Genomic DNA, 26,323 nt, shown 5'->3' on the forward strand with positions numbered 1-26,323 from the left:
GTTGTGCAAGGCTGCGATCGCAGACCAAAGACCAAAGACCAAAGACCAAAGAACGCAGTCCGCAGTCCGCAGTCCGCAGTGACTGCACTGTCGTGTAGTACGAACCGCACGCACGTACCGCCGTGTTATTGGCTGGCAGCCGCAGTGCGTCACGCTCAGGCGACGCAATCGGTATCGCGACCAACCGTCCTGCGATGTCTTTGCGGCAGCGCCAGGACTGGCGGCCGTTGCTCATCTCAGCGATGGACGTCGCCTGCCATGGCGTGAAGTCGACGGCGCGTCCGAACGCGTGGTCGCCCAAGCGAAGCGCAATGACGTCACGTCCGATAAGCGCACAGCACTGCGGTGATCCGGCTTGAACCGTGCCTGCGATCGGCCTAGCGTGCGTGCAGATGCGATGCGATGCGGTGGCGAGTGCCGGGCGACGCGAAATCGCTTTCTCCCGCTCGCCGTCGTTGCAGCGCCGCGCAAGGCGCTGTCGATGCACGACTACCGGCATCCCGCTCTGCAAGAACACTCCCTTCTCCACAGGACACCCCGATGCTCCAACGCACCTCGACGCCTGCGCCCTTCGTGCTGGAGCGCATGACGCCCTTTCAGTGGCGGGCAGTAGCGATCTGCGTGCTGCTGACAATGCTCGACGGCTTCGACGTGATGGCGATGGCGTTCACCGCGCCGCATGTGTCGGCGGATTGGCAGTTGTCGGGAAAGTGGCTGGGGGTGTTGTTCAGTGCCGGACTGGTGGGCATGGCAGTGGGGTCGTTGGTACTGGCGCCGTTGGCCGACCGCATCGGCCGCCGCACGCTGACGCTGATCTGCCTGGCGATTCTCACCGTGGGCATGGGCGCCTCGGCGCTGGCCGGCAACGCCTGGCAACTGGGGGCGCTGCGGGCGTTCACCGGGATCGGGATCGGCGGCATGCTGGCCTGCGTGGCGGTGACGGCTGCCGAGTATGCGACCGCGCGCTGGCGCAGTACGGCCACAGTGTTGCAGGCCACCGGCTACCCGGTGGGCGCCACGGTGGGCGGAGCGATCGCGGCGCTGCTGTTGCAGCACTGGTCGTGGCCGTCGGTGTTTCTGCTTGGCGCACTGGGCTCGTTGGCGTGCGTGCCGCTGGTGCTTGCCTTTCTGCCGGAGTCGCTGGAGTTCCTGATGGCTCGCCGGCCGCCGAACGCGCACGCCCGCTTCAACGCGGTGCTGGCGCGGATGGGAATGCCGGCTGCGTCGCAACTGCCGCCGCCACCGGTACAGGCTGCGGGGCAGGGCTATGCCGCGCTGTTCGTCGGGGCGGTGCGGCGGCAGTCTCTGCTGATCGCGCTGGCGTTCTTCCTGTTGATGTTTTCGTTCTACTTCGTGCTCAGCTGGACGCCCAAGCTGCTGGTGACGGCGGGGCTGTCGGCCGACCAGGGCCTGACTGGCGGGGTGCTGTTGAATCTGGGCGGTATCGCGGGCGGTACGCTGTTCAGTTGGCTGGCGCTGCGCGCGCGGCTGTCGCGGCTCACCGCGGGTGCACTGATCCTGGTGGCGGTGGCGATGCTCGCGTTCGGGCTGAGCAGCGCGGTGCTCAGCTGGGCCTTCGTGACGGCCCTGCTCACCGGTGCGGCAATGACCGCGGCCATGGGAGGGTTGTATGCGGTGGCGCCGGTGGTGTTCCCGGCGGCCGTGCGCTCCACCGGCATGGGCTGGGCGATCGGCATGGGGCGCTTTGGCGCGATCCTGTCGCCCCTGTGCGCGGGGGTGTTGCTGGACGCCGGGTGGACGCCGGCCATGCTGTACCTGGCCTGCGCCGTGCCGCTGCTGTTCGCCGCCGCCGCCGTGGTGGCGATGCGCTTGCCGCATCGCTGAACTGCTCAGCCCGCTGCGCCCGACCGCGTGACTGCGCCTGTCCAGGACGGATCGGCGGACCAAAGAAATCGTGCCGGCTGCCGATACCTCCGAAGACCGCCATGCCCATGGCGGACTCTTCCGCGGACATCGTGCACACCAGCGCCGGCATGCTCAGAACCATCGACTCCGACCAACTTCGCCCCGGCATGTATGTCTACAAGCTGCTGGGCGCGTGGGTGCACCATCCGTTCTGGAAAACCTCGTTCCTGGTCGATTCGGACGACGTGGACAAGATCCACGGCAGCCGGATCGAGCAACTGGTGATCGACACCGCGCGCGGGCTGGATGTGGACGCGGGGACGCCGGAAACGGAGGCAGCCGATCTCACTCCACTGGCACCGGAGCCGGAGCCGCCGGAGCCGGCATCCAGCACGCGTACGGTCCGCACCAGCAGCGTCACCGCGCAGGTCGGCATCGAGGCCGAAGTGGTGCGTGCGCGGCGTATTTTCGAAGATGGGCGCGACACGGTGGAGGAGATGTTCCGCGACGTGCGGCTCGGCCGTACCGTCGACACCGAGGCGGCCATGCCGCTGGTGGAAGCCATCAACGATTCGGTGCTGCGTCACCCGCAGGCGCTGATCAGCGTGGCGCGGCTCAAGACCGCCGACGACTACACCTATCTGCACTCGATGGCCGTGGCCGGGCTGATGAGCGGGCTCGCCCGCCAGCTCGGCCTGCCCGATGCGCAGGTGGTGGAAGCGGCGATGGGTGGCCTGCTGCACGACATGGGCAAGGCGGTGACGCCGCTGGACATCCTCAACAAGCCGGGCCGGCTCACCAACGAAGAAATGGAGGTCATGCGCCAGCATCCGCTGGATGGCCATCGCCTGCTGGTGGCCGGTGGCGTGCAGAACGCGGTGGTGCTGGAAATTGCCCTGCATCATCACGAAAAAATGGATGGCAGCGGTTATCCGAACCGCCTGGTTGGCGAAGAGATCTCGCTGATGTCGCGGATGGGCGCGGTCTGCGATGTCTACGACGCCATCAGTTCCGACCGCCCCTATAAACGCGGCTGGGATCCGGCCGAATCGCTCAAGCAGATGGCCTCGTGGAAAGGCCACTTCGACCCGGTGATCTTCCAGGCGTTCGTGCGCCGGCTGGGCATCTATCCGGTTGGTTCGCTGGTGCGGCTGGAATCGCAGAAGCTGGCCGTGGTGATCGAACAGACCCCGGACGCGTTGCTCAAACCGAAGGTGCGGGTGTTCTACTCGGCCAAGCTGCGCAGCCATGTGCTGGTGCAGGATATCGACCTGTCGCGCCCCGACTGCCAGGACCGGATCGAAAAGATGGAAATCCCGAGCGACTGGGGCTTCCGCGATCTCGAGAAACTCTGGCTGCCCTGATCTGGCCGTGTTCCGCGGCGGGTGATGCTGCATGCCCGTCCGGCGTGTGGCGCGTGCCTGCCTGCGCGTCCTTGCTGATCGGCACGCCGCCGACGGCTGCTCCCGGCCACGCCCCGCGGCCGATCACACCGCACCGCCTGGCCCATGCAGCCTGCCGATCCCCGTCTCGACCCAGATCCAGCACTACCTAGCGGACGCGACCATGCTGCGCTGCAGCTTGGCAATGTAGTTATGTTCAATAACTATTCCGGAACGCAATCACTTGCCGACCGGAACCATGTCCACTTCGTGCCTGGATCACCGCCGTCCCTCGCATGCTGCAGCGCTGCTACACCGCTGCCAGGCGTGCGCGTGGAAGCGTGGGCTGGCGCAGAGTTGGCACGGCACGCGACTCCGGCACGCAACGGCGGCCTGCACGTCCACATCGGTAGGCCTGGCCGCGTCTACAATGCGGTGCACGCCGGGGATCGGCGTTGCGGACGGGGTGCGCAGCGCGTCCCGGTCCGCCCGCTGCCTTTGTCGCGAGAACCGCCATGCCCGCTACCGCCCCTGTTGCACCGTTGCCCGATCCCGTCACCGAGGTGGACCAGGCGCGCCTGCTGCGGCTGCTGGGGTATCGCATCACCCGCACCGAGCTGCTGGTGCGGCGGATGTTCCAGGAGTGCGTGGCGGCCTTCGATCTGAAGCCGGTCGATTTCTCCTTGCTGATGCTGGTGGATGGCAACCCGGGGATCAACCAACGCCAGATCGGCGATGTGTTGCACGTGTCGCCGCCGAACCTGGCCATCGTGGTGGCACGGCTGGTCAAGCGCCGGCTGTTGCGGCAGGTGCGCGGGCGGCAGGACCGGCGCATGCAGCATCTGTCGCTGACGCCGGCCGGCATCACCCTGCTGACCGAAGCCGAAGCCGAGGTGTTGCGCATGGAGCGGCAACTCAGCGCAGTGCTCGGCACCAGCGAGGCGCCGCTGCTGCGCGCGCTCGATCGCCTGGATCGTCTGGACACGCCGTAGGCTGCGCCCGCCGGCCACGTAGCCGGCGCCGTGTGTCCACTTCTATTGCAACTGCACGTGCTGTGCGTAGCGCGGGGATTGCCCCTGCCTGACGCCTGCCCTGTGGCAGGCCCGCTGTTCCCTCCCAACGCTGGAGATGTCCGCAGTGAGTCAATCCTTGGAGATGTACCGGGCAGGTGGTGCAAGAGCGTCGTGGCAGGTCCGCGCAACGCTTGGGGCGGCGGCAATGTTTGCCACCGGTACAGCGCTCGCACAGGGCGTGCCGCAGAGTGCGGCGCTCACCAACGGGCTCAATACCGGCGGGACGAGTTTTCTGGATGGTTTCACCCGCACCACGCCCGGCTGGGCCGTGGTGACCTATCTGCGCCAGACCTCGCTGGATGCGGTCAAGGACGCGCGTGGCAACGATGTCCCGGTGTTCGAGAACCCGCGGATCGATTCCACCCTGCTGCTGACCCAGATCGCCTACGTCACGCCGTACACGCTGTTCGGTGGGGCACTGGGCTTCAATACGCTGGTGCCGTTGGTCAATCTGGACGCGTCCTTCGGGCGCGACAGCATCGCCACCCTGCGCGACAACGGCGCTGGCGTCGGCGATCTGACCTTCGGCCCGTACCTGCAGATGCTGCCGGTGATGCGTGACGGGCGGCCGGTGTTTTCGCAGCGTTTTGAAGTCGACGCCGTTGCACCGATTGGCAAGTTCGACCGCGATCGCGATCTCAACCAGGGCGCCGGCTATTGGTCGCTGGTGCCGAACTACGCGTTCACCATCCTGCCCACCGCCAAGTGGGAAGTCAGTGCACGGCTCAACTACGTCTACAACTTCCGCAGCGAGCGCCGGCCGAATCTTCCCGATGGATTCGCTTTCCGCAATGGCCAGGCCGGCGACGCGGGCTGGGTCAATCTCGCCACTTCCTGGGAAGTGACGCCACTGCTGCGGCTGGGCGTCAACGCGTATTACCTCACCCAGTTTCGCGACAACCGCACCAATGGCCAGCGTGTGCCCGACAGCCGCCAGCGCGTGTTCTATGCCGGCCCGGGTGGCGTGTGGCGGTTCGATGCCAACAACATCCTGTTCGCCAATGTGTATCTGCCGGTAGAGGTCAGGAATGCGGCCTCCGGCAACAACGTCAACCTGCAGTACGTCCATGTGTTTTAGCGCCGGTACATCCGGCTCCTTCGGAGGGTGGCAATGAATTTGCAGAACAAGACGATCGTAGTGACCGGTGTGGCGTCGGGCATCGGCGCAGAGGTCGCACGGCTGGCACGGTTTCATGGCGCCACGGTGATCGGGGTGGATCGCACGCCGGTTCAGATGTCCCTGCACGGCTTTCATCAGGCCGACCTGGGTGACCCTGAGTCCATCGACGCGCTGGTCAGCGCCTTGCCGGAGCGCATCGATGCGCTGGCCAACGTGGCCGGCGTGCCCGGCACCGTGCCGCTGGATGTGGTGGCACGCGTCAATTACCTGGGCCTGCGCCATCTGAGCCACGCGCTGCTACCGCGCATCGTCCCGGGCGGTGCCATCATCAATGTCGCCTCGATCCTTGGCGCAGAGTGGCCGCAGCGACTGGAATTGCACAAGCAGCTGGCCGCCGCCGGCAGTTTCGAGGCCGGCACTGCCTGGCTGGCCGCGCATCCGGTGGCCCACGACACCTGCTACCAGTACTTCAAGGAAGCCTTGATCGTGTGGACGCTGCTGCAGTCGCGCCCCTGGTTCGCCGAACGCGGCATCCGCGTCAACAACGTGTCTCCCGGGCCGGTGTTCACCCCGATTCTGGGCGACTTCGCCGCGATGCTGGGCGAGGAACGCGTCAAGCAAGATGCCAAACGCATGACCCGTCCGGCGTACGCCGACGAGGTGGCCGACGCCATCGTGTTCCTGGCATCGGATGCAGCGCGCTGGATCAACGGCATCACCCTGCCGGTCGACGGCGGGCTGGCATCCACCACGCTGTAGTTTCTCCCACCCGTTACTCCCCCCAATGTTTGTAGCAGGAGGCTAGACCATGAATGCTCTTCCCAGCGCAGCGGTCGCTGCGACCGATACGCCCGCGTGGCACGGCTGCATTTTCAATGGCGAGTGGGTGCCCGGCCATGGCGGCAGCCTGCCGATCCATGAGCCGGCGACCGGTGGCTTGCTGCACGAGGTCAGCAAGGCCGATCTGGACGATGTGGCGGCTGCCGTGGCGCAGGCCAAGCAGGCGCAGCGCGCCTGGGCCGCCACGCCGCCGCGCGAGCGCGCCGCGATCTTCCATCGCGCCGCGCAGGTCATGCAGGCGCGCAGTGCCGAAGCTGCGCTGCTGATTGCACGCGAAACCGGCGGCATCCTGCCCAAGGCCCAGCGCGAAGTGGATGAAGCAATAGTGTTCTACCAACAGGCCGCCGGGCTGCCGCTGCAGGCGGTGGGCCAGGTGCTGCCAACCGCCGCCGGCCAACTCAGCCTTGCCCGGCATCTGCCGCTGGGCGTGGTGGCGGTGATCTCGCCGTTCAATTTCCCGCTGATCCTGTCACTGCGCTCGGTGGCGCCGGCGCTGGCCATGGGCAACGCCGTGATCCTCAAGCCCGACCCGCGCACGCCGTACACCGGCGGAGTGATCATCGCGCAGGTGCTGGAAGAAGCCGGCCTGCCCAAGGGCTTGCTGCACGTGCTGCACGGCGATGCGCAGATCGGCCAGGCGTTGGTGGAGGCGCCGGATATCCCGATGATCGCTTTCACCGGCTCCACTGCGGCTGGTCGCCGTATCGGCGAAATTGCCGGGCGACACCTGAAAAAAGTGTCACTGGAACTGGGCGGCAACAACGCGGTGATCGTGCTCGACGACGCGGATCTGGACCGCGCCGCCTCGGCGATCGCCTTCGGTGCGTACCTGCACCAGGGACAGATCTGCATGGCGACCGGACGGGTGCTGGTCCAACGCAGTGTGGCCGATGCGCTGACCCAGCGGCTGGCGGAAAAAGCACGGCATCTGCCGGTGGGCGACCCGGTCAGCGGCACCGTGGCACTGGGCCCCATCATCGACCAGCGCCAGCTGCAACGGGTGATCGACATCGTCACCGACAGTGTGGCCGCTGGCGCGGTCGTGGAAGCCGGCGCAACCAACGAGGGGCTGTTCTATGCGGCCACCGTGCTGTCGAACGTACGCCCGGGCATGCGCACGTTCGACGAAGAAGTGTTTGGGCCAGTCGTCAATATCAGCGTGTTCGATACCGACGAAGAAGCCGCCGAGATGGCCAATCACGGCGAATACGGTCTGGCTGCCGGCATCCTGTCTGCGTCGGTGTCGCGGGCGATGGCGCTCGGCGAGCGCCTGCACACCGGCCTGCTGCACATCAACGACCAGACCGTGGTCGATGAAGTGATTAATCCATTTGGCGGCACGGGCGCATCCGGCAATGGCACCAGCGTTGGTGGTCCGGCCGACTGGGAGCAGTACACGCACTGGCAGTGGCTGACGATCAAGAACGAGGTGCCGCAGTATCCGTTCTAATCGCCTGTACGCGTGTGCGTAGCCTGGTCGTGCGGTGCGGCGGTCGCAAGGTCCGTGCCGCGCCGCCGATGCAAGGCCGGGTGGTGGGCGGCAGCCAGCACGATCAGGCAGGCTAGTGCACCGGCAGTGCGTAACTGCATTGAGTGGTAGCCGAAACCGGCGCTGGATGCGCAAGCGCGGGAAGCGCGCCGAATGCAGAACCTCCACGCGCTGGCCGGCGCAGTGCTGCGTCGGCCTGGCGGCATTGCCGGGCCCACGCTTGCGTGCTCGCCGCTATCAGATGTAGCGGCACTACCGGCCTCACTCGCCAGCGCGAAAGCGCGTTGGCGAGCACCCCGCATGCCGCGCGAAGTAGCGGCTGAAATAGGCGGCATCGAAAAATCCAAGCGTGGCGGCGATCTGCTGCACGCTCAGGCTGGTGTAGCGCAGGCTGCGGCGGGCCTCGAGCATGATCCGGCGTTGCAGCAGTTCCAGCGCCGACGCATTGGCCAAGCGTCGGCACAGTGCATTGAGATGGCCCGGGGTCAGACCCAACTGGTCGGCAAAACGGGAGATCGGCCAGTGCGCACGATAGTGCTGGTCGATCAATGCCTGGTAGGCACGCAGGTGGCGCAGCGCAGGGTCTGCCTGTGGGCTGGCGTCCGCTGCGTCGTGCAGGTCTTGCAAGGCCGTCCGAGCGGTCCAGATCACCAATTGCGTTGCAGCGGCCTGCAGTGCGGCAGCGTGTCCCACACGCCGATGCACGTGATCATTGGCAATGCTGCCGAACAGCAGGTCGAGCAGTGTCCGCGAGGCATTGGCCTGCAGCACCGCCGGCCGTGCCAGGCCTGGCTGCAGCACGGGTGCCGCGTCCAACGCGCTGCGCACCAGCGGCATGCACAAGGTGATGATGTGCCCGCGTACCCGCGGGTCGAATGCGAACCCGTGCACGCACAGCGGTGGCAACCACACCAGGGTGGCGCCACGCAGGCGCTGGGTGTGTCCATCCAGTTGCAGTGTCGCTGGCCCGCGCTGCACATACAGCAGCTGCGCCAGGTCTTCATGCCGGTGCGGGGTGATGTGCCAGTCGTGCAGCCGGCTGCGCGCAGCAATCGATTCCCAATGCAGCAGCTCCGGTGCATCGGCGTGCTGCTCGCCGTACAGGCCGAACGCGGGAACGGCAGTGGTTGCAGTGATTTGGCGTGCGCGTGTGGGCATCGTCGAAAAGTCCAAGCACTGCGCGCAATCATCCCTTCAATGGTCGCGTTTGGCTACCGACACTGCAGGCCCAATCATTGAAGGCAGGAGCGCCCCATGCGGACGCAAGTTGCAATCGTCGGTGCCGGGCCATCCGGCCTGCTGCTGGGCGAACTGTTGCTACATGCCGGCATCGACACGCTCATCGTCGAGCGGCAGGCGCCAGAACACGTACTGGGACGCATCCGCGCCGGCGTACTGGAGCAGGGCAGCGTGGAGTTGCTGCAACGCGCCGGTGTGGGCGAACGCCTGCAGCGTGAAGGTCTGCCGCATCATGGCTTCGAACTGTCGCTCGATGGGCGGCGTGAGCGCATCGATCTGCTACGCGGTTGCGGCCGTGGGGTCACGGTGTATGGCCAGACCGAAGTCACTGCCGATCTGATGCAGGCGCGTCAGCGCGGTGATGCGCCGACCTACTACGGCGCACGCGACGTCACCCTGCACGCGCTGGACAGCGCTACGCCCAGCGTGGAGTTCACCCATGAGGGCAGCCGCGTGCGTGTTGCCTGTGACTACATCGTTGGCTGCGACGGCTTCCGTGGCGTCAGCCGTGCCAGCATCCCTGCCGAGCGGATGCGCCTGTTCGAGCGCGTCTATCCGTTCGGCTGGCTGGGTGTGCTGGCCGATACGCCACCGGTGCACGACGAACTGATTTATGCACGCCACCGCCTGGGATTTGCACTGTGTTCGATGCGCTCCCCCACGCGCACGCGCTACTACGTCCAGGTGCCGGCCGACACACGCGTGGAGGCATGGAGCGATGTGGCGTTCTGGAACGCATTGCGCGCACGGCTGCCGGCAGCGTTGGCAGAGCAACTGGTCACCGGCCCGTCGATCGAGAAGAGCATTGCGCCGTTGCGCAGCTTCGTGGCCGAGCCGATGCAGTACGGACGCCTGTTCCTGGCCGGAGATGCCGCGCATATCGTGCCGCCCACCGGTGCCAAGGGGCTGAATCTTGCGCTGGCCGATGTCGGGTTGCTCGCACAGCTATTCACGCGCTGGAAGGTCTCTGGCAATGCCGACGTCTTGCAGCAGTATTCGATGCTGGCACTGCAGCGGGTATGGAAGGCCGAGCGGTTTTCGTGGTGGATGACCACGCTGCTGCATACCTTCGACGATGAAGATCCGTTTACCGCACGCATCCGCCAGGCCGAGCTTGCGTATCTGCTGGACAGCGAGGCCGGACGCGCCACCATTGCCGAAAACTATGCGGGTCTGCCCATGGTCGAACTGCCCGACGCCTGACGACAACACACGCGCCTTCGGCACCCTGGATGGCAACCTCTCCTGGCACGCGCTGCGTACGGTAATCATTTGATCACCTGGAATTTTCCAAGTGCCCAAGTGCACTTTCGGGTGGCTAGCGAACGTGCGGACGTGCTGGGTAGGGTGGTCCCGACGCGTGGCAGTGTGCGCAAGCAAGGACGCGTCATTCCCCCCAATTGCGGTGCCGTCCGCCGATCCCCTGCGAATGCACGGACCGCTTCACCCCTGGAGTGACTCATGAAGAAATTAGTCTCCCGCGCCCTGGTCTTGATCATGCTGCTCGCCCCGATGGCGGCGTTTGCGCAGACTGCGGTGACCGCCAACCCCAACCACGAAAAGTTGCTGATCGGCTCCAACTGGTACGAGACCGCCAACAAGCGCCTGGTCTACGACTTTTGGCGCATCGTGTTCGAGGCAGGCCAGGTGCAATACGCGCCGATGTACATGGACAAGAACTACATCCAGCACAACCCGAATGTGGCCAATGGACGCGATGCCTTCATTGCCTTCCTGACGGCCTTCGTGCCGCCGACCAAGGTGCAGCCGCGGGTGCAACTGCCGTTGGTGGCGATCACCGCCGACCATGACCTGGTCACGCTGGTGTCGGTGCGCACGCTGCCGGACCCGCGGAACCCCGGCAAGACCTACACCACCACCTGGTTCGACATGTTCCGCATCGAGAAGGGCCTGATCAAGGAACACTGGGATCCGGACACCATCGCCGGCCGGGCAAGCACCGGCGGCCAGTAAGCGCTTGAAACGGCGCTGGCCTGCGTCACCGCAGGCCAGCGTCATGCGCGTGATGGCGGCGCAGCTGCCGCGCCAGATCGCGCAAGATGAGACGGTCACTGCACGCCTTGCAGCCAGCGCGGGTCAGCTGATCTTGAAGCCCATCGTCGCTTCCACCGCCTGCTGCCAACCGGCGTACAACTGCTCGCGCTTGTCCTCGGCCATGGCCGGCTCAAAACGACGATCCACCGCCCACTGCTTGGCGATTTCTTCGCGGCTGCTCCAGAACCCGGTTGCAAGACCCGCCAGATAGGCCGCACCGAGTGCGGTGGTTTCGGCTACCTCCGGCCGCAGCACCGGCACGTTGAGGATGTCGCTCTGGAACTGCGCCATGAAGTCGTTGGCGATGGCGCCACCGTCGGCGCGCAGTTCCTTCAATTCGATGCCCGAATCGCTCTGCATCGCGGTGAGCACGTCGCGGGTCTGGTAGGCCATCGACTCCACCGCCGCGCGCACGAAGTGTTCCTTGCTGGTGCCGCGGGTCAGGCCGAACACCGCGCCGCGGATATCGCTGCGCCAGTAAGGCGCGCCCAGGCCGACGAAGGCCGGCACCAGATACACGCCATCGTTGTCGCCGGCGCGCTCGGCATAGGCCTGCGAGTCGCTGGCCTTGCCCAACATGCGCAGGCCATCGCGCAGCCACTGCACCACTGAACCTGCGACGAAGATCGCCCCTTCCAATGCATATTCCACCTTGCCGTCGATGCCCCAGGCGATGGTGGTCAGCAGTCCGGCCTTGGAGGCCACCGCCTTGTCGCCGGTATTCATCAGCATGAAACAACCGGTGCCATAGGTATTCTTCGCCATGCCCGGTTCGAAACAGGCCTGGCCGAACAATGCGGCCTGCTGGTCCCCGGCGATGCCGGCAATGGGCACCTGCTCGCCATAGAAATACTGGGTCTGGGTCATGCCGTAGACCTCGCTGGAGGAGCGCACCTCAGGCAGCATCTGCGCGGGCACATCCAGCATGGCCAGCAGGTCGGCATCCCACTCCAGGGTATGAATGTTGAACATCATGGTGCGCGAGGCATTGGTGTAGTCGGTGACGTGCACCTTGCCGCCGGTGAGGTTCCAGATCAGCCAGCTGTCGATGGTGCCGAAGGCCAGCTCGCCGTTGCGCGCGCGCTCACGGGCGCCTTCCACATGGTCGAGAATCCATTTGACCTTTGTACCGGAAAAATACGCGTCGATCAGCAGCCCGGTCTTGTCGCGCACCATCTGCTCGTGTCCGGCTTCTTTCAGCTGGGTGCAGATGTCCTTGGTCTGCCGCGATTGCCACACGATGGCGTTGTAGATCGGCTGGCCGGTGGCCTTGTCCCACACCACCGCGGTTTCGCGCTGGTTGGTGATGCCGATGCCGGCGATCGCGCGCGCATCGATCTGCGCGTTGTTGAGCAGCTCGGTAATGGTGGTGTAGACGCTGGTCATGATCTCGCGCGGGTTGTGTTCCACCCAGCCCGGCTGCGGAAAGATCTGCCCGAATTCGCGCTGCGCTACGCCGGCCACCTTGCCTTGGCGATCGAACAACATCGCGCGCGAGCTGGTGGTGCCTTGATCGATCGCCAGGACATATTGCTTTTCCATCGAAGATTCCTCAAACAATGCCGGCGTTGGCGCACGGCGAGAGTGGTCGGTGCAACCGGGGGGCGCTGCACGAACGGCACGCCGGCGGCGGCGATTCGTGCAAGCGGTCAGGCGTGCCGTTGGGCACCGCGATCAGCGCGGATCCAGCGGATCCAGCGGCGGCGTGTCGCCCTGCAGGTGCCGCACACGTGCCGGCAGGAACGGCAGGATCAGCCACTGGTACGCCAGTGCGCCGATCGGCCCGCCGATCAACGGCCCGACGATCGGCACCCACCAGTAGTTGTCCTTGGCCGGCAGGGCGGCTTCGCCCCAGCCTGCGAAGTAGGCGAACAGACGGGGCCCGAAATCGCGTGCCGGATTCATCGCCCAGGCTTCCAGATACCCCATCGAGGCACCCAGCGTGGCGACCAGCAGGCCGATCATCAACGCGCCGGAATTGGCACCCGGTGCGGCTTCGTTGAAGCGTTCGGTGATGGCGAAGATGCCGAAGATCAGGAACGCGGTCATGATGATCTGGTCGACCAAGGCGTGCATCGGCGTGACCGCCAGACCCGGCGCGGTGAAGAACACCCCGGCGGCACCGCCGGCTTCGCGGGTGAGCTGCTGCACCTGGTTGAAGTGATCGATCACCGGCCCGTAGAGCTGATAGACGATGGCCGCCCCCAGGAATGCACCGATCACCTGCGCGATCCAGTACGGCACCACCTTCTTCCAGGAAAAATCACGAAACAGCGCCAGCGCCAGGGTCACCGCCGGATTGGCGTGGGTGCCGGAGACCGCGCCGGTGACGTAGATGGCCAGCGTGACCGCCAGGCCCCAGGCGATGCACACCCCCCAATACGCATTCTGGTACGGGCTAGGGTCGTACAGCACGTACATCGCTGCGACCGAATCGCCCAGTGCGATGATGATGAACATCGCCACCGCTTCGGAAATCAACTCACCCACGAGTTGACGGTTCATGCGGGCAGGCCCGTGTTGCAGTCACGGGTGCGCGCAAGCTGGCGCGATGCACGCATTGGCGCGCAAGGAAATTGATTGGTGCTCATCGGGTGTGCCCTCCACATGGATCGTCATGATGCCGGCAGTACGCCAGGATTCGTTGCCGGACGACCCGTCCTCGCCGGCAACGCGGTGTGTCTTCAAGCCGCGGCGGTGGCAGTGGCGATGGCCGGCACCGGCTGCGCCTGCAGATACGCCTCCAGGCGCTGACGCCCGTCTGCATCGATGCGCAGGCCGAGTTTGCTGCGACGCCACAGGATGTCGTCGGCGCTCTGCGCCCATTCGTACTGCCGCAGGTACTCCACCTCGGCCTGGTACAGGTCCGCACCGAAGTGCATGCCCAGTCCGGCCATGTCTGTTGCATCGCCCAGCAGTTGCTCGGCGCAGGTGCCGTAGTTGCGTACCAGCCGCTGCGCGGTGGCAGCAGGCAACCAGGGACGCGCAGTGCGCACCCGCTCGAGCAGGCTGGCGATGTCGCGCTGCTCGCCGCCGGGCAGCGCATCGCCGCGCGCAGTCCACGCCGGCGTGCGGGTCCCCAGGGCCTGCGTGATCCGGTCGACCGCTTCTTCGGCCAGCTTGCGGTAGGTGGTCAGCTTGCCGCCGAACACGTTGAGCAACGGCGCGCCGTCGTTGACCACTTCCAGTTGATAGTCGCGTGTGACCTCGGCGGCATTGTCTTGCGCATCGTCCAGTAACGGACGCACGCCGCTGTAGTTCCACACCACGTCCTGCGGGCCGATTTGCTGCTGGAAATACAGGTTTGCCGCGTCGCACAGGTATTGCACTTCGGCCGCATCGATCTTGGGCGCGGCGGGGTCGGCCTCGTAGTCGACATCGGTGGTGCCGATCAAGGTGAAGTCATGCTCATAGGGAATGGCGAACACAATGCGCCGGTCCGGTTGCTGGAAGATGTAGGCGTGGTCGTGATCGAACAGCTTGGGCACCACAATGTGGCTGCCCTTGACCAGGCGCAATGCGTGCTGGTGCGGCACCGCTGCGACCTTGTCCAGGAACGCCACTGCCCACGGGCCAGCCGCGTTGGCCAGCGCGCGCGCCTGCACGGTGCGGCGGCGGCCCTGGCGGTCTTCGAGTTCGGCATACCAGAATCCGGCATCGCGCCAGGCGCCCACGCAGCGGGTGCGGGTGTGGATCTGCGCGCCGCGTTTGGCTGCATCCATCGCGTTGAGCACCACCAGGCGGGCGTCCTGTACCCAGGCATCGGAATACACGAATCCGGTGCGCAACGATTCCTGCAGCGGCGCGCCCACCGGATGGGTGCGCAGCGACAGCCGCCGCGAGCGCGGCAGGCTGCGCTTGCTGCCGCCGAGGTGGTCGTACAGGAACAGGCCGGCGCGAATCATCCAGGCCGGGCGCAGATGCGGCTGGTGCGGCAACAGGAAGCGCAGCGGCCAGATGATGTGCGGTGCCAGCCGCAGCAGCACTTCGCGCTCGGCCAGCGCCTTGCCGACCAGGGCGAATTCATACTGTTCCAGATAGCGCAGGCCGCCGTGGATGAGCTTGGTGCTGGCGCTGCTGGTATGCGATGCCAGGTCGTCCTGTTCGCACAGGCACACCGACAGACCGCGCCCCGCCGCGTCGCGGGCGATGCCGACCCCGTTGATGCCGCCGCCTACCACCAGAAGATCGTACGTCTCGCTCATCGGTGTCTCCGTCCAGATCCGCACTAGCGAACCTAAGTTGTCATGTTCGAACATATTCGAACATAGCACCTTGCGGGAGCGTGAAGACGAAAATCGCCTAAGGCTGACGACAGAAACGGGGTCAGATGGCTATCTTAACTGCGAGGATGATTGGTTCAGTCTATCGATATGCATGGAGTACCAACGTCTTCTTGCCAAAACGCACAAAAACGAACATGGCATCGTTCTTCAGTCGCTGGGCAGCCCGCGCGGATCGACAGCGCCACGCCGGGGCGATGCCTGTCTGTCTAGGCGGCGCCGTTCGTGCCCGCCACATGCACCCGCGTGCCGGCTTCTTCCAGCACCCCGGCCAACTCCTGCGGCGGGGCGCGGTCGGTGAACCAGTCATGCACCTGTGCGAGTGCGCCCAGCCGCACCATGGCATTGCGTCCGAACTTGCTGTGGTCGGCGGCCAGCAGTACCTGGCGCGAGTGCTCGATGATGGCCTGGGCCACGCGCACTTCCTGATAATCGAAATCCAGCAAGGTGCCGTCCAGATCGATGCCGGAAATGCCGATCACCCCGAAATCCACCTTGAACTGGCGGATCAGTTCCACCGTGGCTTCGCCGGTCACGCCCTGGTCGCGGCCACGCACCACGCCGCCGGCCACGATCACCTCGAAGCTGGGGTTGGCGCTGAGCATCACCGCCACGTTGAGGTTATTGGTGATCACGCGCAGACCGCGATGCTGCAGCAGGGCGCGCGCCACTTCTTCGTTGGTGGTGCCGAGGTTGATGAACAGCGAGGCATCGTCGGGAATGAAGCGCGCCACCTGCGCGGCGATGTGCTGCTTCTCGTTGGCCTGCAGTGCCTTGCGCGCGGTATAGGCCAGGTTTTCCACGCTTGAGGGCATGCTGACGCCGCCGTGATACCGGCGCAGCACGCCGGCATCGCAGAGCAGGGTCAGGTCGCGCCGGATGGTCTGCGGGGTGACCTCGAAGCGCGTCGCCAGGCCTTCCACCTCGGCAAAGCCCTGCTGTCGCACCAGTGCCACCAATTGTTCCTGGCGCGGGTTCAAGGCCGGCGCCGGGACAGTCCTGTAGTGAGTCGACTCCATGCACAGATGATCGCGCATGCGCGTGAGGATGCAAACACGGTTATCGGCCAGGCACCGACCGAGCGGACTGATCGGTGCGCCAGGGCGCGCTGGCAGCGCATGCGGTCCCGGCCAGCGTGCGCGCCAGTCCATTGCCCGGCGCACGCGCTGGCCACCGCTGTGTCAGCCCAGTTCGCCGCGGTAGCCGGTGTCGATGCTGATGCTGCCGCCCACCGCGCGCGACACGCAGGCGCACAGCTTGCGGTTCTCGCGGCGTTGCTCGTCGCTGAAGAACACGTCGCGGTGATCGATGTCGGCTGCGGTATCCAGCACCTCGACCGCACACAGGCCGCATTCGCCCCGGCGACATTCGGCAATCAGCTCGACGCCGGCATCGGCCAGTGCATCGAGCATGGATTGGTTTTCCGCCACCGGAACCTCCAGGCCAAGCCCGGGCAGCTTGACCACGAATGCCTGCGCCGGCACCCGGCCGCTGTTGCCGAAGGTTTCGAAATGCAGCCGCGCGCGCGGCCGCCCGGCCGCATGCCAGTACTGGCGGACCGCTTCCAGCATGCCCAGCGGCCCACACACATACACCTCGGCGTTGGGCGAGAGCCGGTCCAGTGCGGCGGCCAGGTCGACCGCGCCGGCGCTGTCGTCGCAATGCAGGTGCAGGCGCTCGCCGAGCACGTCTTCCAGCTCATCCACGTAGGCCATCGCGCTGCGCGTGCGGCCGACGTAGAGCAGGCGGAAGGCGGGGTGACGCTGCGCCAGCCGCTGCGCCATGCCCAGGATGGGCGTGATGCCGATACCGCCGGCGATCAGCAGGATCTCCTCGCCGCTTTCGTCCAGCGCGAAGTTGTTGCTGGGCGGCGACATCTCCACCACGTCCCCGGGCTGTAGCGACCACATATGCAGCGAGCCGCCACGGCTGTCGGGCATCTGCCGCACCGCGATGCGGTAATGCCCGTCCTTGCGTGGCTCGCCCACCAGCGAGTACGAGCGCACATCGTCGCGGCCATGCAGCCGTACGCGGAAATCCAGATGGCTGCCCACCTCGAAGCTGCGCGCGGCCGGGCCCGGATCGAGCACGATTTCGCGCACGCCTTGGCAGGCGTCGGCGATGCTGACGACATGAGCGCGATGCCAGTGGGTGTCTTTACGCATGAGGGGCTCCAGGCAGAAGGGCATGCCGGTCGGTGCCGGCGTTGGACGCATGGGCGCGGCCGATCAGGGCGCCGCCACGCACCTGGCTGACCGCCGCAGGGGTTTGCAACAGGTGGCGGAGATTGCGATGGGCCAGGCGTGCGTGTTCGCGCATCAGCGCTTCGGCGCGGCTGCCCTGGCGCTGGTCGATGGCGGCGATCACTTCGCGATGCTGTTCCTGCGCCAGGGTCAGGATGACCCGCGCATCGGCATCGCTGGTCTGCGCCATGACCAGTCCATTGGGAGAGGCGAACGGCAGCTGCACCACGCGCGTCAGCGCACGCTCAAGCACATCGCTGCCAGCCATCGCCATCAGCAGGGAATGGAAGCGCGCGTTGGCCTGCACATAGGCGGAAAAGTCGACGCCCTGACGTGGCGCGCTGATGATGGTGTCGATCTCGGTCAGCAGCGCGCGTGCCTGGGCCAGCTGCGCGGCTGACACGCCGCGCTCGGCAGCGATGCGTGCGGCCAGGCCTTCGAGCGTGCCACGCAGTTCGATCGCATCGTGCACATCGCGTTCGCTGAAGGCCTGCACCGCATAACCACCGCCCGGCAAGGCGCTGGCCAGGCCTTCTTCGCACAATCGCTGCAACGCCGCGCGCACCGGCGTGCGTGACATGCCCAGGCGCTGCACCACGGCCAGCTCGGACAGCCGCGTTCCGGCGGGCAGGGTGCCGTCGAGGATCAGTTCGCGCAGTGTGAGCAGCGCGCGGGTGGTCTGCCCGGCGCTGCTGTGGAACGGAGTGGTCGGGGGCATGCTGGTCTCCTGCGCAATGCGCTCAGCCCACCATGCGCAGCGACAGGTCCTGTGCGCGCAGCTCGTGCGCGATCATGCGGTCGATCACCCGCCGCGCCCACATGCCGCCGGCATCGACGTTGAGGTTGTAGAAGGTGTGGTCCGGGTGCGCGTCGATGGCGCGCTGCTGCGCCTCCAGCACCGCCTCGTCCTCGCCGAACACACCGGTGACCCCGGCGCGGGTGAGCGTGGTCAATGACTGGTCGTGCAGCGCGTAGTTGCGCATGAATGCCCAGAAATAATGGCAGGTGGTGTCGGTCTCCGGCGTAATCGTGTTGAGCACGTAGCCGTTGACGCCCTGGCTGCGGTCGCCCTCCGGCGCGCCGGTGCCGGCGATGGCCACGCCGACATCGATGGCGATGGTGCCGGGCGCTTCGAAGCGGATGATCTGCCAGCGATCCACCTTGCCGTGGTAATCGAGATGGCGTGCGATCTGGCTGGCCCAGAACGGCGGCGCATCGATATTGCGCATCCAGCGCGACACCACCACCGAGCGGTCGCCGTGCACCACGTCGAATGGCGCTTCGGCGATTTCATCCTGGCCGATACTGGAGCCGTGCACGAAGGTTTCGTGGGTCAGGTCCATCAGGTTGTCCAGCACCAGGCGGTAGTCGCACTTGGCGTAGATGGTGCGGCCATCGCCGGCCCAGGCCGGATCGTGCGCCCAGTGCAGATCCGGGATCAGTGCGGTGTCGGCCTTGGCCGGGTCGCCCGGCCAGATCCACACGTAGCGGTGCTTCTCGGCCACCGGAAAACTGCGCACGCAGGCCGAGGGATTGATGGTTTCCTGCGAGGGCATGTGCACGCAGCGGCCCTGGGTGTTGTAGACCAGCCCGTGATACCCGCAGACCACGTCATCGCCGCGCAGCTTGCCCATCGACAGCGGCACCAGGCGGTGCCAGCAGGCGTCTTCCAGCGCCACCACCGCACCGGCCGTGCTGCGGTAGAGCACCACGTCCAGATTGCAGACCTTGCGCGGGCTCAGTGCGTGCTTGATTTCGTGGTCCCAGGCGACGGCGTACCACGCGTTGAGGGGAAACAGCGGCTTGGACTGGGACATGACCGTGACTCCTGGGGTTTTGTATACAACCTGGGGTACGAATCGGCGCCAATGCGCCGGCTGGCAACCAGTTGACGCGCATGCCAGCGCTGGCGTCTGCTTGCAAGCGAAGTTATGTATACACCGGAGACAATGTCGAGGCACCACTACATTCGCGAAGTTGTGCGTTTATCGAATAACATCGCCGATAATCGGATTGACCGCGCCATCTGGCCGGCTCTACCGTAATGGCTCGTTCGCAACCCAGGCGTGCTGCCATGGCCGAAGTCGTTTCCCTGAGAGAGGCGGTGTCCCACCTGATCGTCGATGGCGACTGCGTGGCGATGGAGGGCTTCACCCACCTGATTCCGCATGCGGCCGGGCACGAGGTGATCCGCCAGCACAAGCGCAACCTGCGCCTGGTGCGGATGACCCCGGACCTGATCTACGACCAGCTGATCGGCGCCGGCTGCGCGGCGGCGCTGCGGTTTTCGTGGGGTGGCAATCCGGGCGTGGGGTCGCTGCACCGCCTGCGCGATGCGGTCGAACATGCCTGGCCGCAGCCGCTGCAGCTGCGCGAGCACAGCCACGCCGACATGGCCAACGCCTATGTCGCTGGCGCCTCCGGGCTGCCGTTTGCGGTGTTGCGCGGCTATGTTGGCTCGGATCTGCCGCGCGTCAATGACAGCATCAAGTTCCTGCACTGTCCCTACACCGGGCAGACGCTGGCCACCACGCCGGCGGTGAACCCCGATGTCACCGTGATCCACGCACAACGGGCCGACCGCCGCGGCAATGTGCTGCTGTGGGGCATCCTGGGTGTTCAGAAGGAAGCCGCGCTGGCCGCGCGCAAGGTGATCGTGACGGTGGAAGAGATCGTGGACACGCTCGACGCACCGCCCAATGCCTGCATCCTGCCGCGCTGGGTGGTCGATGCGGTCTGCCACGTGCCTGGCGGCGCCGCACCGTCGTACGCGCACGGCTACTACGCGCGCGACAACCGCTTCTATCTGGGCTGGGATGCGATTGCACGCGACCGTGCGCGGTTCCAGCAGTGGATCCAGACCCATGTCCTCGATACGCAGGATTTCGCCGACTTCCAGCGCGTGCACGCGCATGCGCAGCAGCAGGTGGCCGCATGAGCGAGGTAAGCACCAACGAGATGATGACCGTGGCCGCGGCGCGGCGCCTGCCTGACGGGGCGGTGTGTTTCGTCGGTATCGGCCTGCCGTCCACCGCCGCCAATCTGGCCCGGCTGACACATGCGCCGGATGTCACCCTGATCTACGAATCCGGCCCGATCGGCGCCCGCCCGGACGTGCTTCCGCTATCGATCGGCGACGGTGAACTGGCCGAGACCGCCGACACCGTGGTCTCCACGCCGGAAATCTTTCGCTACTGGCTGCAGGGCGGCCGCGTGGACGTGGGGTTTCTGGGCGCCGCACAGATCGATCGTCATGCCAATCTCAACACCACCGTGATCGGCGACTACGCGGCGCCGAAGACGCGCCTGCCCGGCGCTGGCGGCGCGCCGGAAATCGCGGCCAGCGCCAAGCAGGTGTTCATCATCATGCGCCAGTCCAAACGCAGCTTCGTGCCGGCACTGGATTTCATCACCACCGTCGGGCATCTGGAGGGCGGCGATGCGCGCGCGCGCGCCGGCCTGCCCGGCGCCGGTCCCACGGTGGTGGTCACCGACCTGTGTGTGATGGAGCCCGATCCGGTAAGCCGCGAACTCACGGTCACCGCGCTGCATCCAGGCATCACCCGCGAGCAGGTGAGTGCGGCCACCGGTTGGCCGATCCGCTTTGCCGACATGCTTGCCCGGACCCCTGTGCCCACCGCGACCGAGCTGCAGGCACTGCGCGCGCTGCAGGCACGCACCGATGCCGCGCATGGCACCCAGTCCGCCGGGGCAGAGGCATGAGCGAGGTCTATCTGATCGATGGCATCCGCACGCCGATCGGCCGTTACGGCGGCGCGCTGTCCAGCGTGCGCGCCGACGACCTGGGCGCGGTGCCGCTGGCGGCATTGCTGGCGCGGCATCCCTCGCTGGACCCGGGTGCCATCGACGACGTCTACCTGGGTTGCGCCAACCAGGCCGGCGAAGACAATCGCAATGTCGCGCGCATGAGCCTGTTGCTGGCCGGTCTGCCCAGTTCGGTGCCGGGCAGCACACTCAATCGGCTGTGCGGCTCGGGGCTGGATGCGGTTGGCACCGTGGCGCGCGGTATCCGCGCCGGCGAACTCGGGCTGGCAATCGCCGGCGGTGTGGAATCGATGTCGCGCGCACCCTGGGTCATGGGCAAGGCCGAGAGCGCCTTCGCCCGCAGCCAGCAACTGGAAGACACCACCATGGGCTGGCGCTTCATCAATCCGCGCCTGCAAGCCGCCTACGGCACCGAGTTGATGGGTGAAACCGCCGAAAACGTCGCGCAGCGCCATGCCATCTCGCGCGAACACCAGGACGCGTTCGCCCTGCGCAGCCAGCAACGCGTGGCAGCGGCGCAGGCGGCCGGCTTTTTCGATGGCGAACTCACCTCGGTGCCGGTGGCCGCGCGCAAGGGTGGCGACGCCGGTACCGTGGAATACGACGAGGCGCCGCGGCCGACGACCACCGCCGAGATGCTGGCCAAGCTCAAGCCGGTCTTCCGCCAGCCCGGTACCGTCACTGCCGGCAATGCATCCGGCATCAACGACGGCGCTGCCGCGTTGCTGCTGGCCTCGGCACAGGCGGTACAGGGGCATGGCCTGACGCCGCGTGCGCGGGTGCTCGGTTTTGCTGCAGCAGGTGTCGAACCGGCCTACATGGGCATCGGCCCGGTGCCCGCCACGCAGCGCCTGCTGGCGCGGCTGAACCTGCGCATCGAGCAGTTCGATGCGATCGAACTCAACGAAGCGTTCGCCGCGCAGGCGCTGGCCTGCATGCGCCAGCTCGGGCTGGCCGATGATGCTCCGCACGTCAACGCCAATGGTGGTGCCATCGCGCTGGGGCATCCGCTGGGCATGAGCGGCGCGCGGCTGGCGCTGACCTTGTTGCGCCAGCTCGAAGCCGGCAACGGCAGATTCGGGTTGGCCAGCATGTGTATTGGCGTCGGGCAGGGCGTGGCCCTGGCGATCGAACGCCTGTGAGCCTGGCCGTTGCAACCGATCACGCACCACCTGCACACCCATTGGCTTGAACGTGCCGCAGTGCGGCCAGGGAGATCTCACGATGCGCGATACCCCCGTCGATGCGCCAGCTGTTGATCCGTTGCTCGGCTACCGCCGCAGCCAACCCGGTACGCAGCCGCCCTATCTGCATCCGCCTTACGCGTCCACGGCGCTGCGCGGACCGCGCCGCGCGCCGATCCAGATCCCGGTGACCTTGTCGGAAGTGACCGGCCCCCGCCTGGACCGGCTGACCCTCGGCGCGCATGCGGCCGATCTCACCGCCGGCTTCAGCGGCGAGCCGCTGGGCGAGCGCATCATCGTGTCCGGCCGCGTGCTGGACGAGAACGGCACGCCGGTGCGCAACAGCCTGGTGGAAGTCTGGCAATGCAATGCCGCCGGCCGTTACCAGCACGAAGGCGATCGCCACGATGCGCCGCTGGACCCAAATTTTCGCGGCACCGGTCAGGTCCTCACCGACGATCACGGGCGCTACGCGTTCAAGACCGTCAAGCCTGGTGCGTACCCGTGGCGCAACCACTACAACGCCTGGCGGCCGGCGCACATCCATTTTTCATTGCATGGCGATGGCATCGGCCAGCGCCTGATCACGCAGATGTATTTCCCCGGCGACCCGCTGCTGGCGCACGACCCCATCTACAACTGTGTCGACGACGCGCTGGCACGCGAACGCATGGTGTCCAGCCTCGATTGGGAGAACGCGGTCAGCGAATACGCGCTGGCCTACCGCTTCGACATCGTGTTGCGCGGTCGCAAGCAAACGGTCTGGGAGTGAATCGATGAGCCTGAATGCCACCCCGTCGCAAACCGTGGGCCCGTATTACCGGCTTGGCCTGGAACCGCTGTATCGCGATCGCCTGGCGCCGCCGCAGGCTGCCGGCACGCCGGTGCAGATCAGCGGCTGTGTCTATGACGGCGCCGGTGCACCGGTGTCCGACGCCGTGCTGGAGCTGTGGCAGGCCGATGCGGCCGGCATCTACGCGCATGTCGCCGACGCGCGCCACCAGGCGCACGACGCCAGCTTCGATGGCTGGGGCCGGGTGCCCACCGATGCGCAGGGGCGGTTCTCCTTCGCCACGATCAAGCCGGGCGCCGTGGCCGGACCGGATGGCCGGCCCCAGGCCGCGCATCTGACCGTGCTGGTGCTGATGCGCGGGCTGCTGCGCGCCGCATCGACGCGGCTGTACTTTGCCGACGACCCGCACCTGGGCAGCGACAGCATCCTGGCGCTGGTACCGGCCGAACGCCGCCGCAGCTTGCTGGCCCAGCCCTGCGGTGACGACGCCTACACCTGGGATGTGCACATGCAGGGCGATGCGGAAACGGTGTTCTTCCAGTACTGATCCACCGGTGGCATGTCTGCACGCACCGTGCCGATGCGGCGGTGTGCCGCCTGCTTGCGGAAAACATGCGGCGATGGCGCCCCGCCACATCACAACGCCGACAGGCAGAGTAGGCGCATGCAGGCGCGGGTGCGGCGTGCCGGGCGCACCCCGTGGACCCCGTCTATCGGCGTCGCGTCGCCGGGCAGTCGCGTTGGACGCATTGCCCGATCGTCTAGTTGGCACCCCCGTGCTTCGGTGCCATGCTGCCGGCACGCCAAGAGATGCAATGCATGAGTGCGACGTCCTCGCTGTTGGGATCCTTGTTTGGCGACGCCGCGTGCGACGCACTGTTCGATGATGCGGCGCGTGTGCAGGCCATGTTGCACTTCGAAGCGGCGCTTGCCGGTGCGCAGGCGCAGTGCGGCGTGATTCCCGCCGATGCGGCGCATGCCATCGCTGCTGCCTGCGATGTGCAGCACTACGATCTGGCCGCGTTGGCGCAGGCCACCGCCCTGGCCGGCAACCCCGCCATTCCGCTGGTCAAGGCGCTGACCGCGCGGGTGGGTGCACACGATGCCGCCGCCGCGCGCTGGGTGCATTGGGGCGCTACCAGCCAGGACGTGATCGATACCGGTACGGTGCTGCAGCTGCGCGCGGCGCTGGAGCTGCTGTTGCCGCGCCTGCAGCAGCTGTGCGGCGAGCTGGCCGAACTGGCCGCCCGCGAGCGCGCTACCGCGCTGCCTGGGCGGACCTTGCTGCAACAGGCCGTGCCGGTGACCTTCGGGCTCAAGGCGGCCGGCTGGCTGGATGCGTTGCAGCGTGCTCATCGACGCCTGCATGCACTGCGCGAGGACGCGCTGGTGCTGCAGTTCGGCGGCGCGGCCGGCACGCTGGCCTCGCTGCAGGCACGCGGGCTCGATGTGGCGCAGGCGCTGGCCGCCACGCTGGCGCTGCCGTTGCCGGCGGTGCCCTGGCACACCGCGCGCGATCGTATCGTCGAGGTTGGCTGCGCGTTCGGCCTGCTGGCCGGCACGCTGGGCAAGATCGGTGGCGACGTGGTGCTGCTGATGCAATCGGAGGTCGGCGAGGCGTTCGAACCCTCCGCGGCCGGCAAGGGGGGATCGTCGGCGATGCCGCACAAGCGCAACCCGGTCTCCAGCGTGGCGGCGGTCGCGGCGGCCACGCGCGTGCCCGGCCTGGTCGCCACCTTGTTCAGCGCGATGCTGCAGCCGCACGAGCGCGCCGCCGGCCAGTGGCATGCCGAATGGGACACCCTGCCGCAGATCGTGCGGCTCACCGCCGGCAGCCTGGTGCAGATGCAGGCCTGCCTGGCCGGGCTGGACCTGGACCGTGCGCGCATGCGCACGCACCTGGACAGCCACGGCGGCGTGCTCTACGCCGAAGCGGCGGTGTTTGCGCTGGCCGCGCAGCTCGGCAAGCCGCAGGCGCACGCGCTGGTCGAACAGGCGGTGGCGCAGGCGCAGGCCCAGCAGCGGCATCTGCGCGAGGTGCTGGGCGATGATCCGCAGGTGAGTGCGGTACTCACGTACGCGCAACTGCAGGCGGTGTTCGATAGCGACAGCTGGCGTGGCCTGTCCTCGGTCTGGATCGACCGCGTGCTGGCCGGCTCCCCTTCCCGTTGACGGTGCTTCGATGGCCTATCTCCAACTGCCCACCCATCGCCTGCACTATCGCCTGGACGGCACCGAAGGCCGGCCCTGGCTGACTTTCTGCAATTCGCTCGGCACCGACCTGCACATGTGGGACGTGCAGATCGAGGCGTTCGCCCCGCACTTCCGCATCCTGCGCTACGACCGCCGTGGCCATGGCTATTCGGAAACGCCGCCGGGTCCCTACAGCGTCGCCGACCTGGGCCAGGATGTGCTGGCGCTGTGGGATGGCCTGCAGATCGAGCGCAGCGATTTCTGCGGGTTGTCGATCGGCGGGCTGACCGGGCAGTGGCTGGGCCTGCACGCACCACAGCGGCTGCGGCGGCTGGTGGTGTGCGCCACCGCGCAGAAGATCGGCAGCACCGATACCTGGGAAATACGGATCGACAAGGTGCGCAGCGAGGGCCTGCCGGTGCTGATCGACGCCACCTTGCAGCGCTGGTTCACGCCGGCATTCGCCATCAGCCACGCGCAGCGGCTGGACATGATTGCCGCCGCGTTCGTCTCCACCTCGCCCGCCGGTTACATCGCCTGTTGTCAGGCGGTGGCCGAGGCGGATTTCCGGGGTGCGCTGGATGGACTGGCCCTGCCGCTATTGGCGCTGGCCGGCGACGACGACCCGGTGTGCCCGCCGCCGAATCTGCGCGAGATCGCCTACGCCGCCCCCGATGGCCATTACGCGCAGGTACCCGGCCGGCATCTGTGCAACCTGGAGTCGCCGGCCGCGTTCAATGACGCGGTGCTGGGCTTTCTGCAGGCCGATTGATTCAA

Annotated in this window: 23 protein-coding genes; 15 read left to right on the forward strand and 8 right to left on the reverse strand. The window is 66.8% G+C overall.

Annotated features, from left to right (window positions below):
* Positions 1–540 precede the first annotated feature (540 nt).
* From A7D17_RS03065 to A7D17_RS03090, 6 genes are all read left to right on the forward strand, one after another.
* Positions 541–1,845: an MFS transporter gene (locus A7D17_RS03065; RefSeq protein WP_064507750.1), complete on the forward strand. Its 1,305-nt coding sequence runs from the start codon at positions 541–543 to the stop codon at positions 1,843–1,845.
* A 149-nt stretch (positions 1,846–1,994) separates the two neighbouring features.
* On the forward strand, positions 1,995–3,230 hold the full coding sequence (locus tag A7D17_RS03070) for an HD-GYP domain-containing protein (RefSeq protein ID WP_064507825.1): 1,236 nt from the start codon (positions 1,995–1,997) through the stop codon (positions 3,228–3,230).
* A 533-nt stretch (positions 3,231–3,763) separates the two neighbouring features.
* Positions 3,764–4,240 (forward strand): MarR family winged helix-turn-helix transcriptional regulator, encoded by a 477-nt coding sequence (locus A7D17_RS03075; RefSeq protein WP_064507751.1) that lies wholly within the window; start codon positions 3,764–3,766, stop codon positions 4,238–4,240.
* Between the two features lie 136 nt (positions 4,241–4,376).
* A complete protein-coding gene (locus tag A7D17_RS03080) occupies positions 4,377–5,399 on the forward strand; it encodes a SphA family protein (protein ID WP_064507752.1) in 1,023 nt (340 codons plus the stop codon).
* A gap of 33 nt (positions 5,400–5,432) precedes the next feature.
* Positions 5,433–6,200 (forward strand): coniferyl-alcohol dehydrogenase, encoded by a 768-nt coding sequence (locus A7D17_RS03085; RefSeq protein WP_064507753.1) that lies wholly within the window; start codon positions 5,433–5,435, stop codon positions 6,198–6,200.
* A gap of 49 nt (positions 6,201–6,249) precedes the next feature.
* Entirely contained in the window at positions 6,250–7,731 is a 1,482-nt protein-coding gene (locus A7D17_RS03090) for a benzaldehyde dehydrogenase (RefSeq protein WP_064507754.1), read from the forward strand.
* A 300-nt stretch (positions 7,732–8,031) separates the two neighbouring features.
* Here the strand turns inward: A7D17_RS03090 and A7D17_RS03095 are convergent, their stop codons facing one another.
* Positions 8,032–8,928, reverse strand: a complete 897-nt coding sequence (locus A7D17_RS03095) for a helix-turn-helix domain-containing protein (RefSeq protein WP_064507755.1) — start codon at positions 8,926–8,928, stop codon at positions 8,032–8,034.
* Between the two features lie 96 nt (positions 8,929–9,024).
* Between A7D17_RS03095 and pobA the strand changes: the two genes are divergently transcribed.
* Both pobA and A7D17_RS03105 read left to right on the forward strand, forming a co-directional pair.
* Complete coding sequence (gene pobA, locus A7D17_RS03100) at positions 9,025–10,212, forward strand: 4-hydroxybenzoate 3-monooxygenase (RefSeq protein WP_064507756.1); 1,188 nt, start codon at positions 9,025–9,027, stop codon at positions 10,210–10,212.
* A 258-nt stretch (positions 10,213–10,470) separates the two neighbouring features.
* Positions 10,471–10,983 (forward strand): nuclear transport factor 2 family protein, encoded by a 513-nt coding sequence (locus tag A7D17_RS03105; RefSeq protein WP_064507757.1) that lies wholly within the window; start codon positions 10,471–10,473, stop codon positions 10,981–10,983.
* 123 nt (positions 10,984–11,106) lie between these two features.
* On the opposite strand, the gene glpK is transcribed toward A7D17_RS03105, so the two are convergent.
* From glpK to A7D17_RS03140, 7 genes are all read right to left on the reverse strand, one after another.
* Positions 11,107–12,606, reverse strand: a complete 1,500-nt coding sequence (gene glpK, locus A7D17_RS03110; protein ID WP_064507758.1) for a glycerol kinase GlpK — start codon at positions 12,604–12,606, stop codon at positions 11,107–11,109.
* A 132-nt stretch (positions 12,607–12,738) separates the two neighbouring features.
* Positions 12,739–13,569 (reverse strand): MIP/aquaporin family protein, encoded by an 831-nt coding sequence (locus A7D17_RS03115; protein WP_064507759.1) that lies wholly within the window; start codon positions 13,567–13,569, stop codon positions 12,739–12,741.
* A 179-nt stretch (positions 13,570–13,748) separates the two neighbouring features.
* Positions 13,749–15,269: a glycerol-3-phosphate dehydrogenase gene (gene glpD / locus A7D17_RS03120; RefSeq protein ID WP_064507760.1), complete on the reverse strand. Its 1,521-nt coding sequence runs from the start codon at positions 15,267–15,269 to the stop codon at positions 13,749–13,751.
* 287 nt (positions 15,270–15,556) lie between these two features.
* Positions 15,557–16,384, reverse strand: a complete 828-nt coding sequence (locus A7D17_RS03125; RefSeq protein WP_064507826.1) for a DeoR/GlpR family DNA-binding transcription regulator — start codon at positions 16,382–16,384, stop codon at positions 15,557–15,559.
* Between the two features lie 144 nt (positions 16,385–16,528).
* Entirely contained in the window at positions 16,529–17,512 is a 984-nt protein-coding gene (locus tag A7D17_RS03130; protein WP_064507761.1) for a PDR/VanB family oxidoreductase, read from the reverse strand.
* Positions 17,505–18,308 (reverse strand): GntR family transcriptional regulator, encoded by an 804-nt coding sequence (locus A7D17_RS03135; RefSeq protein ID WP_064507762.1) that lies wholly within the window; start codon positions 18,306–18,308, stop codon positions 17,505–17,507. Before A7D17_RS03135 ends, A7D17_RS03130 begins: the two co-directional genes overlap by 8 nt.
* A gap of 22 nt (positions 18,309–18,330) precedes the next feature.
* Positions 18,331–19,407 (reverse strand): aromatic ring-hydroxylating dioxygenase subunit alpha, encoded by a 1,077-nt coding sequence (locus tag A7D17_RS03140; protein WP_064507763.1) that lies wholly within the window; start codon positions 19,405–19,407, stop codon positions 18,331–18,333.
* Positions 19,408–19,664: 257 nt separating this feature from the next.
* On the opposite strand from A7D17_RS03140, the gene A7D17_RS03145 reads away from it, so the two are divergent.
* The 7 genes from A7D17_RS03145 to pcaD all read left to right on the forward strand — a co-directional run bounded on the left by A7D17_RS03145 (position 19,665) and on the right by pcaD (position 26,318).
* Positions 19,665–20,528: a CoA transferase subunit A gene (locus A7D17_RS03145; RefSeq protein WP_064507764.1), complete on the forward strand. Its 864-nt coding sequence runs from the start codon at positions 19,665–19,667 to the stop codon at positions 20,526–20,528.
* On the forward strand, positions 20,525–21,313 hold the full coding sequence (locus A7D17_RS03150) for a CoA-transferase subunit beta (RefSeq protein ID WP_064507765.1): 789 nt from the start codon (positions 20,525–20,527) through the stop codon (positions 21,311–21,313). The genes A7D17_RS03145 and A7D17_RS03150 overlap by 4 nt, the downstream gene beginning before the upstream one ends.
* Positions 21,310–22,518, forward strand: a complete 1,209-nt coding sequence (gene pcaF, locus A7D17_RS03155; protein ID WP_064507766.1) for a 3-oxoadipyl-CoA thiolase — start codon at positions 21,310–21,312, stop codon at positions 22,516–22,518. The genes A7D17_RS03150 and pcaF overlap by 4 nt, the downstream gene beginning before the upstream one ends.
* 82 nt (positions 22,519–22,600) lie before the next feature.
* A complete protein-coding gene (gene pcaH / locus A7D17_RS03160; RefSeq protein ID WP_064507827.1) occupies positions 22,601–23,332 on the forward strand; it encodes a protocatechuate 3,4-dioxygenase subunit beta in 732 nt (243 codons plus the stop codon).
* A 4-nt stretch (positions 23,333–23,336) separates the two neighbouring features.
* A complete protein-coding gene (pcaG, locus tag A7D17_RS03165) occupies positions 23,337–23,900 on the forward strand; it encodes a protocatechuate 3,4-dioxygenase subunit alpha (protein WP_064507767.1) in 564 nt (187 codons plus the stop codon).
* 272 nt (positions 23,901–24,172) lie between these two features.
* On the forward strand, positions 24,173–25,525 hold the full coding sequence (locus A7D17_RS03170; protein WP_064507828.1) for a 3-carboxy-cis,cis-muconate cycloisomerase: 1,353 nt from the start codon (positions 24,173–24,175) through the stop codon (positions 25,523–25,525).
* Between the two features lie 10 nt (positions 25,526–25,535).
* Positions 25,536–26,318, forward strand: a complete 783-nt coding sequence (pcaD, locus tag A7D17_RS03175) for a 3-oxoadipate enol-lactonase (RefSeq protein ID WP_064507768.1) — start codon at positions 25,536–25,538, stop codon at positions 26,316–26,318.
* The last annotated feature ends 5 nt before the right edge of the window (positions 26,319–26,323 follow it).

It is taken from the genome of Xanthomonas floridensis, from assembly GCF_001642575.1.
Taxonomy (GTDB): Bacteria; Pseudomonadota; Gammaproteobacteria; order Xanthomonadales; family Xanthomonadaceae; genus Xanthomonas; species Xanthomonas floridensis.

What these genes read in the sequence shown, in the direction of transcription:
- A7D17_RS03065 (WP_064507750.1), top strand. Translation starts at nt 541, where the DNA reads ATGCTCCAACGCACCTCGACGCCTGCGCCCTTCGTGCTGGAGCGCATG.
- A7D17_RS03170 (WP_064507828.1), top strand. Translation starts at nt 24,173, where the DNA reads ATGAGTGCGACGTCCTCGCTGTTGGGATCCTTGTTTGGCGACGCCGCG.
- pcaD (WP_064507768.1), top strand. Translation starts at nt 25,536, where the DNA reads ATGGCCTATCTCCAACTGCCCACCCATCGCCTGCACTATCGCCTGGAC.
- A7D17_RS03095 (WP_064507755.1), bottom strand. Translation starts at nt 8,928, where the DNA reads ATGCCCACACGCGCACGCCAAATCACTGCAACCACTGCCGTTCCCGCG.
- pcaF (WP_064507766.1), top strand. Translation starts at nt 21,310, where the DNA reads ATGAGCGAGGTCTATCTGATCGATGGCATCCGCACGCCGATCGGCCGT.
- A7D17_RS03115 (WP_064507759.1), bottom strand. Translation starts at nt 13,569, where the DNA reads ATGAACCGTCAACTCGTGGGTGAGTTGATTTCCGAAGCGGTGGCGATG.
- pcaG (WP_064507767.1), top strand. Translation starts at nt 23,337, where the DNA reads ATGAGCCTGAATGCCACCCCGTCGCAAACCGTGGGCCCGTATTACCGG.
- glpK (WP_064507758.1), bottom strand. Translation starts at nt 12,606, where the DNA reads ATGGAAAAGCAATATGTCCTGGCGATCGATCAAGGCACCACCAGCTCG.
- glpD (WP_064507760.1), bottom strand. Translation starts at nt 15,269, where the DNA reads ATGAGCGAGACGTACGATCTTCTGGTGGTAGGCGGCGGCATCAACGGG.
- A7D17_RS03130 (WP_064507761.1), bottom strand. Translation starts at nt 17,512, where the DNA reads ATGCGTAAAGACACCCACTGGCATCGCGCTCATGTCGTCAGCATCGCC.
- A7D17_RS03070 (WP_064507825.1), top strand. Translation starts at nt 1,995, where the DNA reads ATGCTCAGAACCATCGACTCCGACCAACTTCGCCCCGGCATGTATGTC.
- A7D17_RS03090 (WP_064507754.1), top strand. Translation starts at nt 6,250, where the DNA reads ATGAATGCTCTTCCCAGCGCAGCGGTCGCTGCGACCGATACGCCCGCG.
- A7D17_RS03150 (WP_064507765.1), top strand. Translation starts at nt 20,525, where the DNA reads ATGAGCGAGGTAAGCACCAACGAGATGATGACCGTGGCCGCGGCGCGG.
- A7D17_RS03145 (WP_064507764.1), top strand. Translation starts at nt 19,665, where the DNA reads ATGGCCGAAGTCGTTTCCCTGAGAGAGGCGGTGTCCCACCTGATCGTC.
- A7D17_RS03075 (WP_064507751.1), top strand. Translation starts at nt 3,764, where the DNA reads ATGCCCGCTACCGCCCCTGTTGCACCGTTGCCCGATCCCGTCACCGAG.
- pobA (WP_064507756.1), top strand. Translation starts at nt 9,025, where the DNA reads ATGCGGACGCAAGTTGCAATCGTCGGTGCCGGGCCATCCGGCCTGCTG.
- A7D17_RS03080 (WP_064507752.1), top strand. Translation starts at nt 4,377, where the DNA reads ATGTCCGCAGTGAGTCAATCCTTGGAGATGTACCGGGCAGGTGGTGCA.
- A7D17_RS03125 (WP_064507826.1), bottom strand. Translation starts at nt 16,384, where the DNA reads ATGCGCGATCATCTGTGCATGGAGTCGACTCACTACAGGACTGTCCCG.
- pcaH (WP_064507827.1), top strand. Translation starts at nt 22,601, where the DNA reads ATGCGCGATACCCCCGTCGATGCGCCAGCTGTTGATCCGTTGCTCGGC.
- A7D17_RS03140 (WP_064507763.1), bottom strand. Translation starts at nt 19,407, where the DNA reads ATGTCCCAGTCCAAGCCGCTGTTTCCCCTCAACGCGTGGTACGCCGTC.
- A7D17_RS03135 (WP_064507762.1), bottom strand. Translation starts at nt 18,308, where the DNA reads ATGCCCCCGACCACTCCGTTCCACAGCAGCGCCGGGCAGACCACCCGC.
- A7D17_RS03105 (WP_064507757.1), top strand. Translation starts at nt 10,471, where the DNA reads ATGAAGAAATTAGTCTCCCGCGCCCTGGTCTTGATCATGCTGCTCGCC.
- A7D17_RS03085 (WP_064507753.1), top strand. Translation starts at nt 5,433, where the DNA reads ATGAATTTGCAGAACAAGACGATCGTAGTGACCGGTGTGGCGTCGGGC.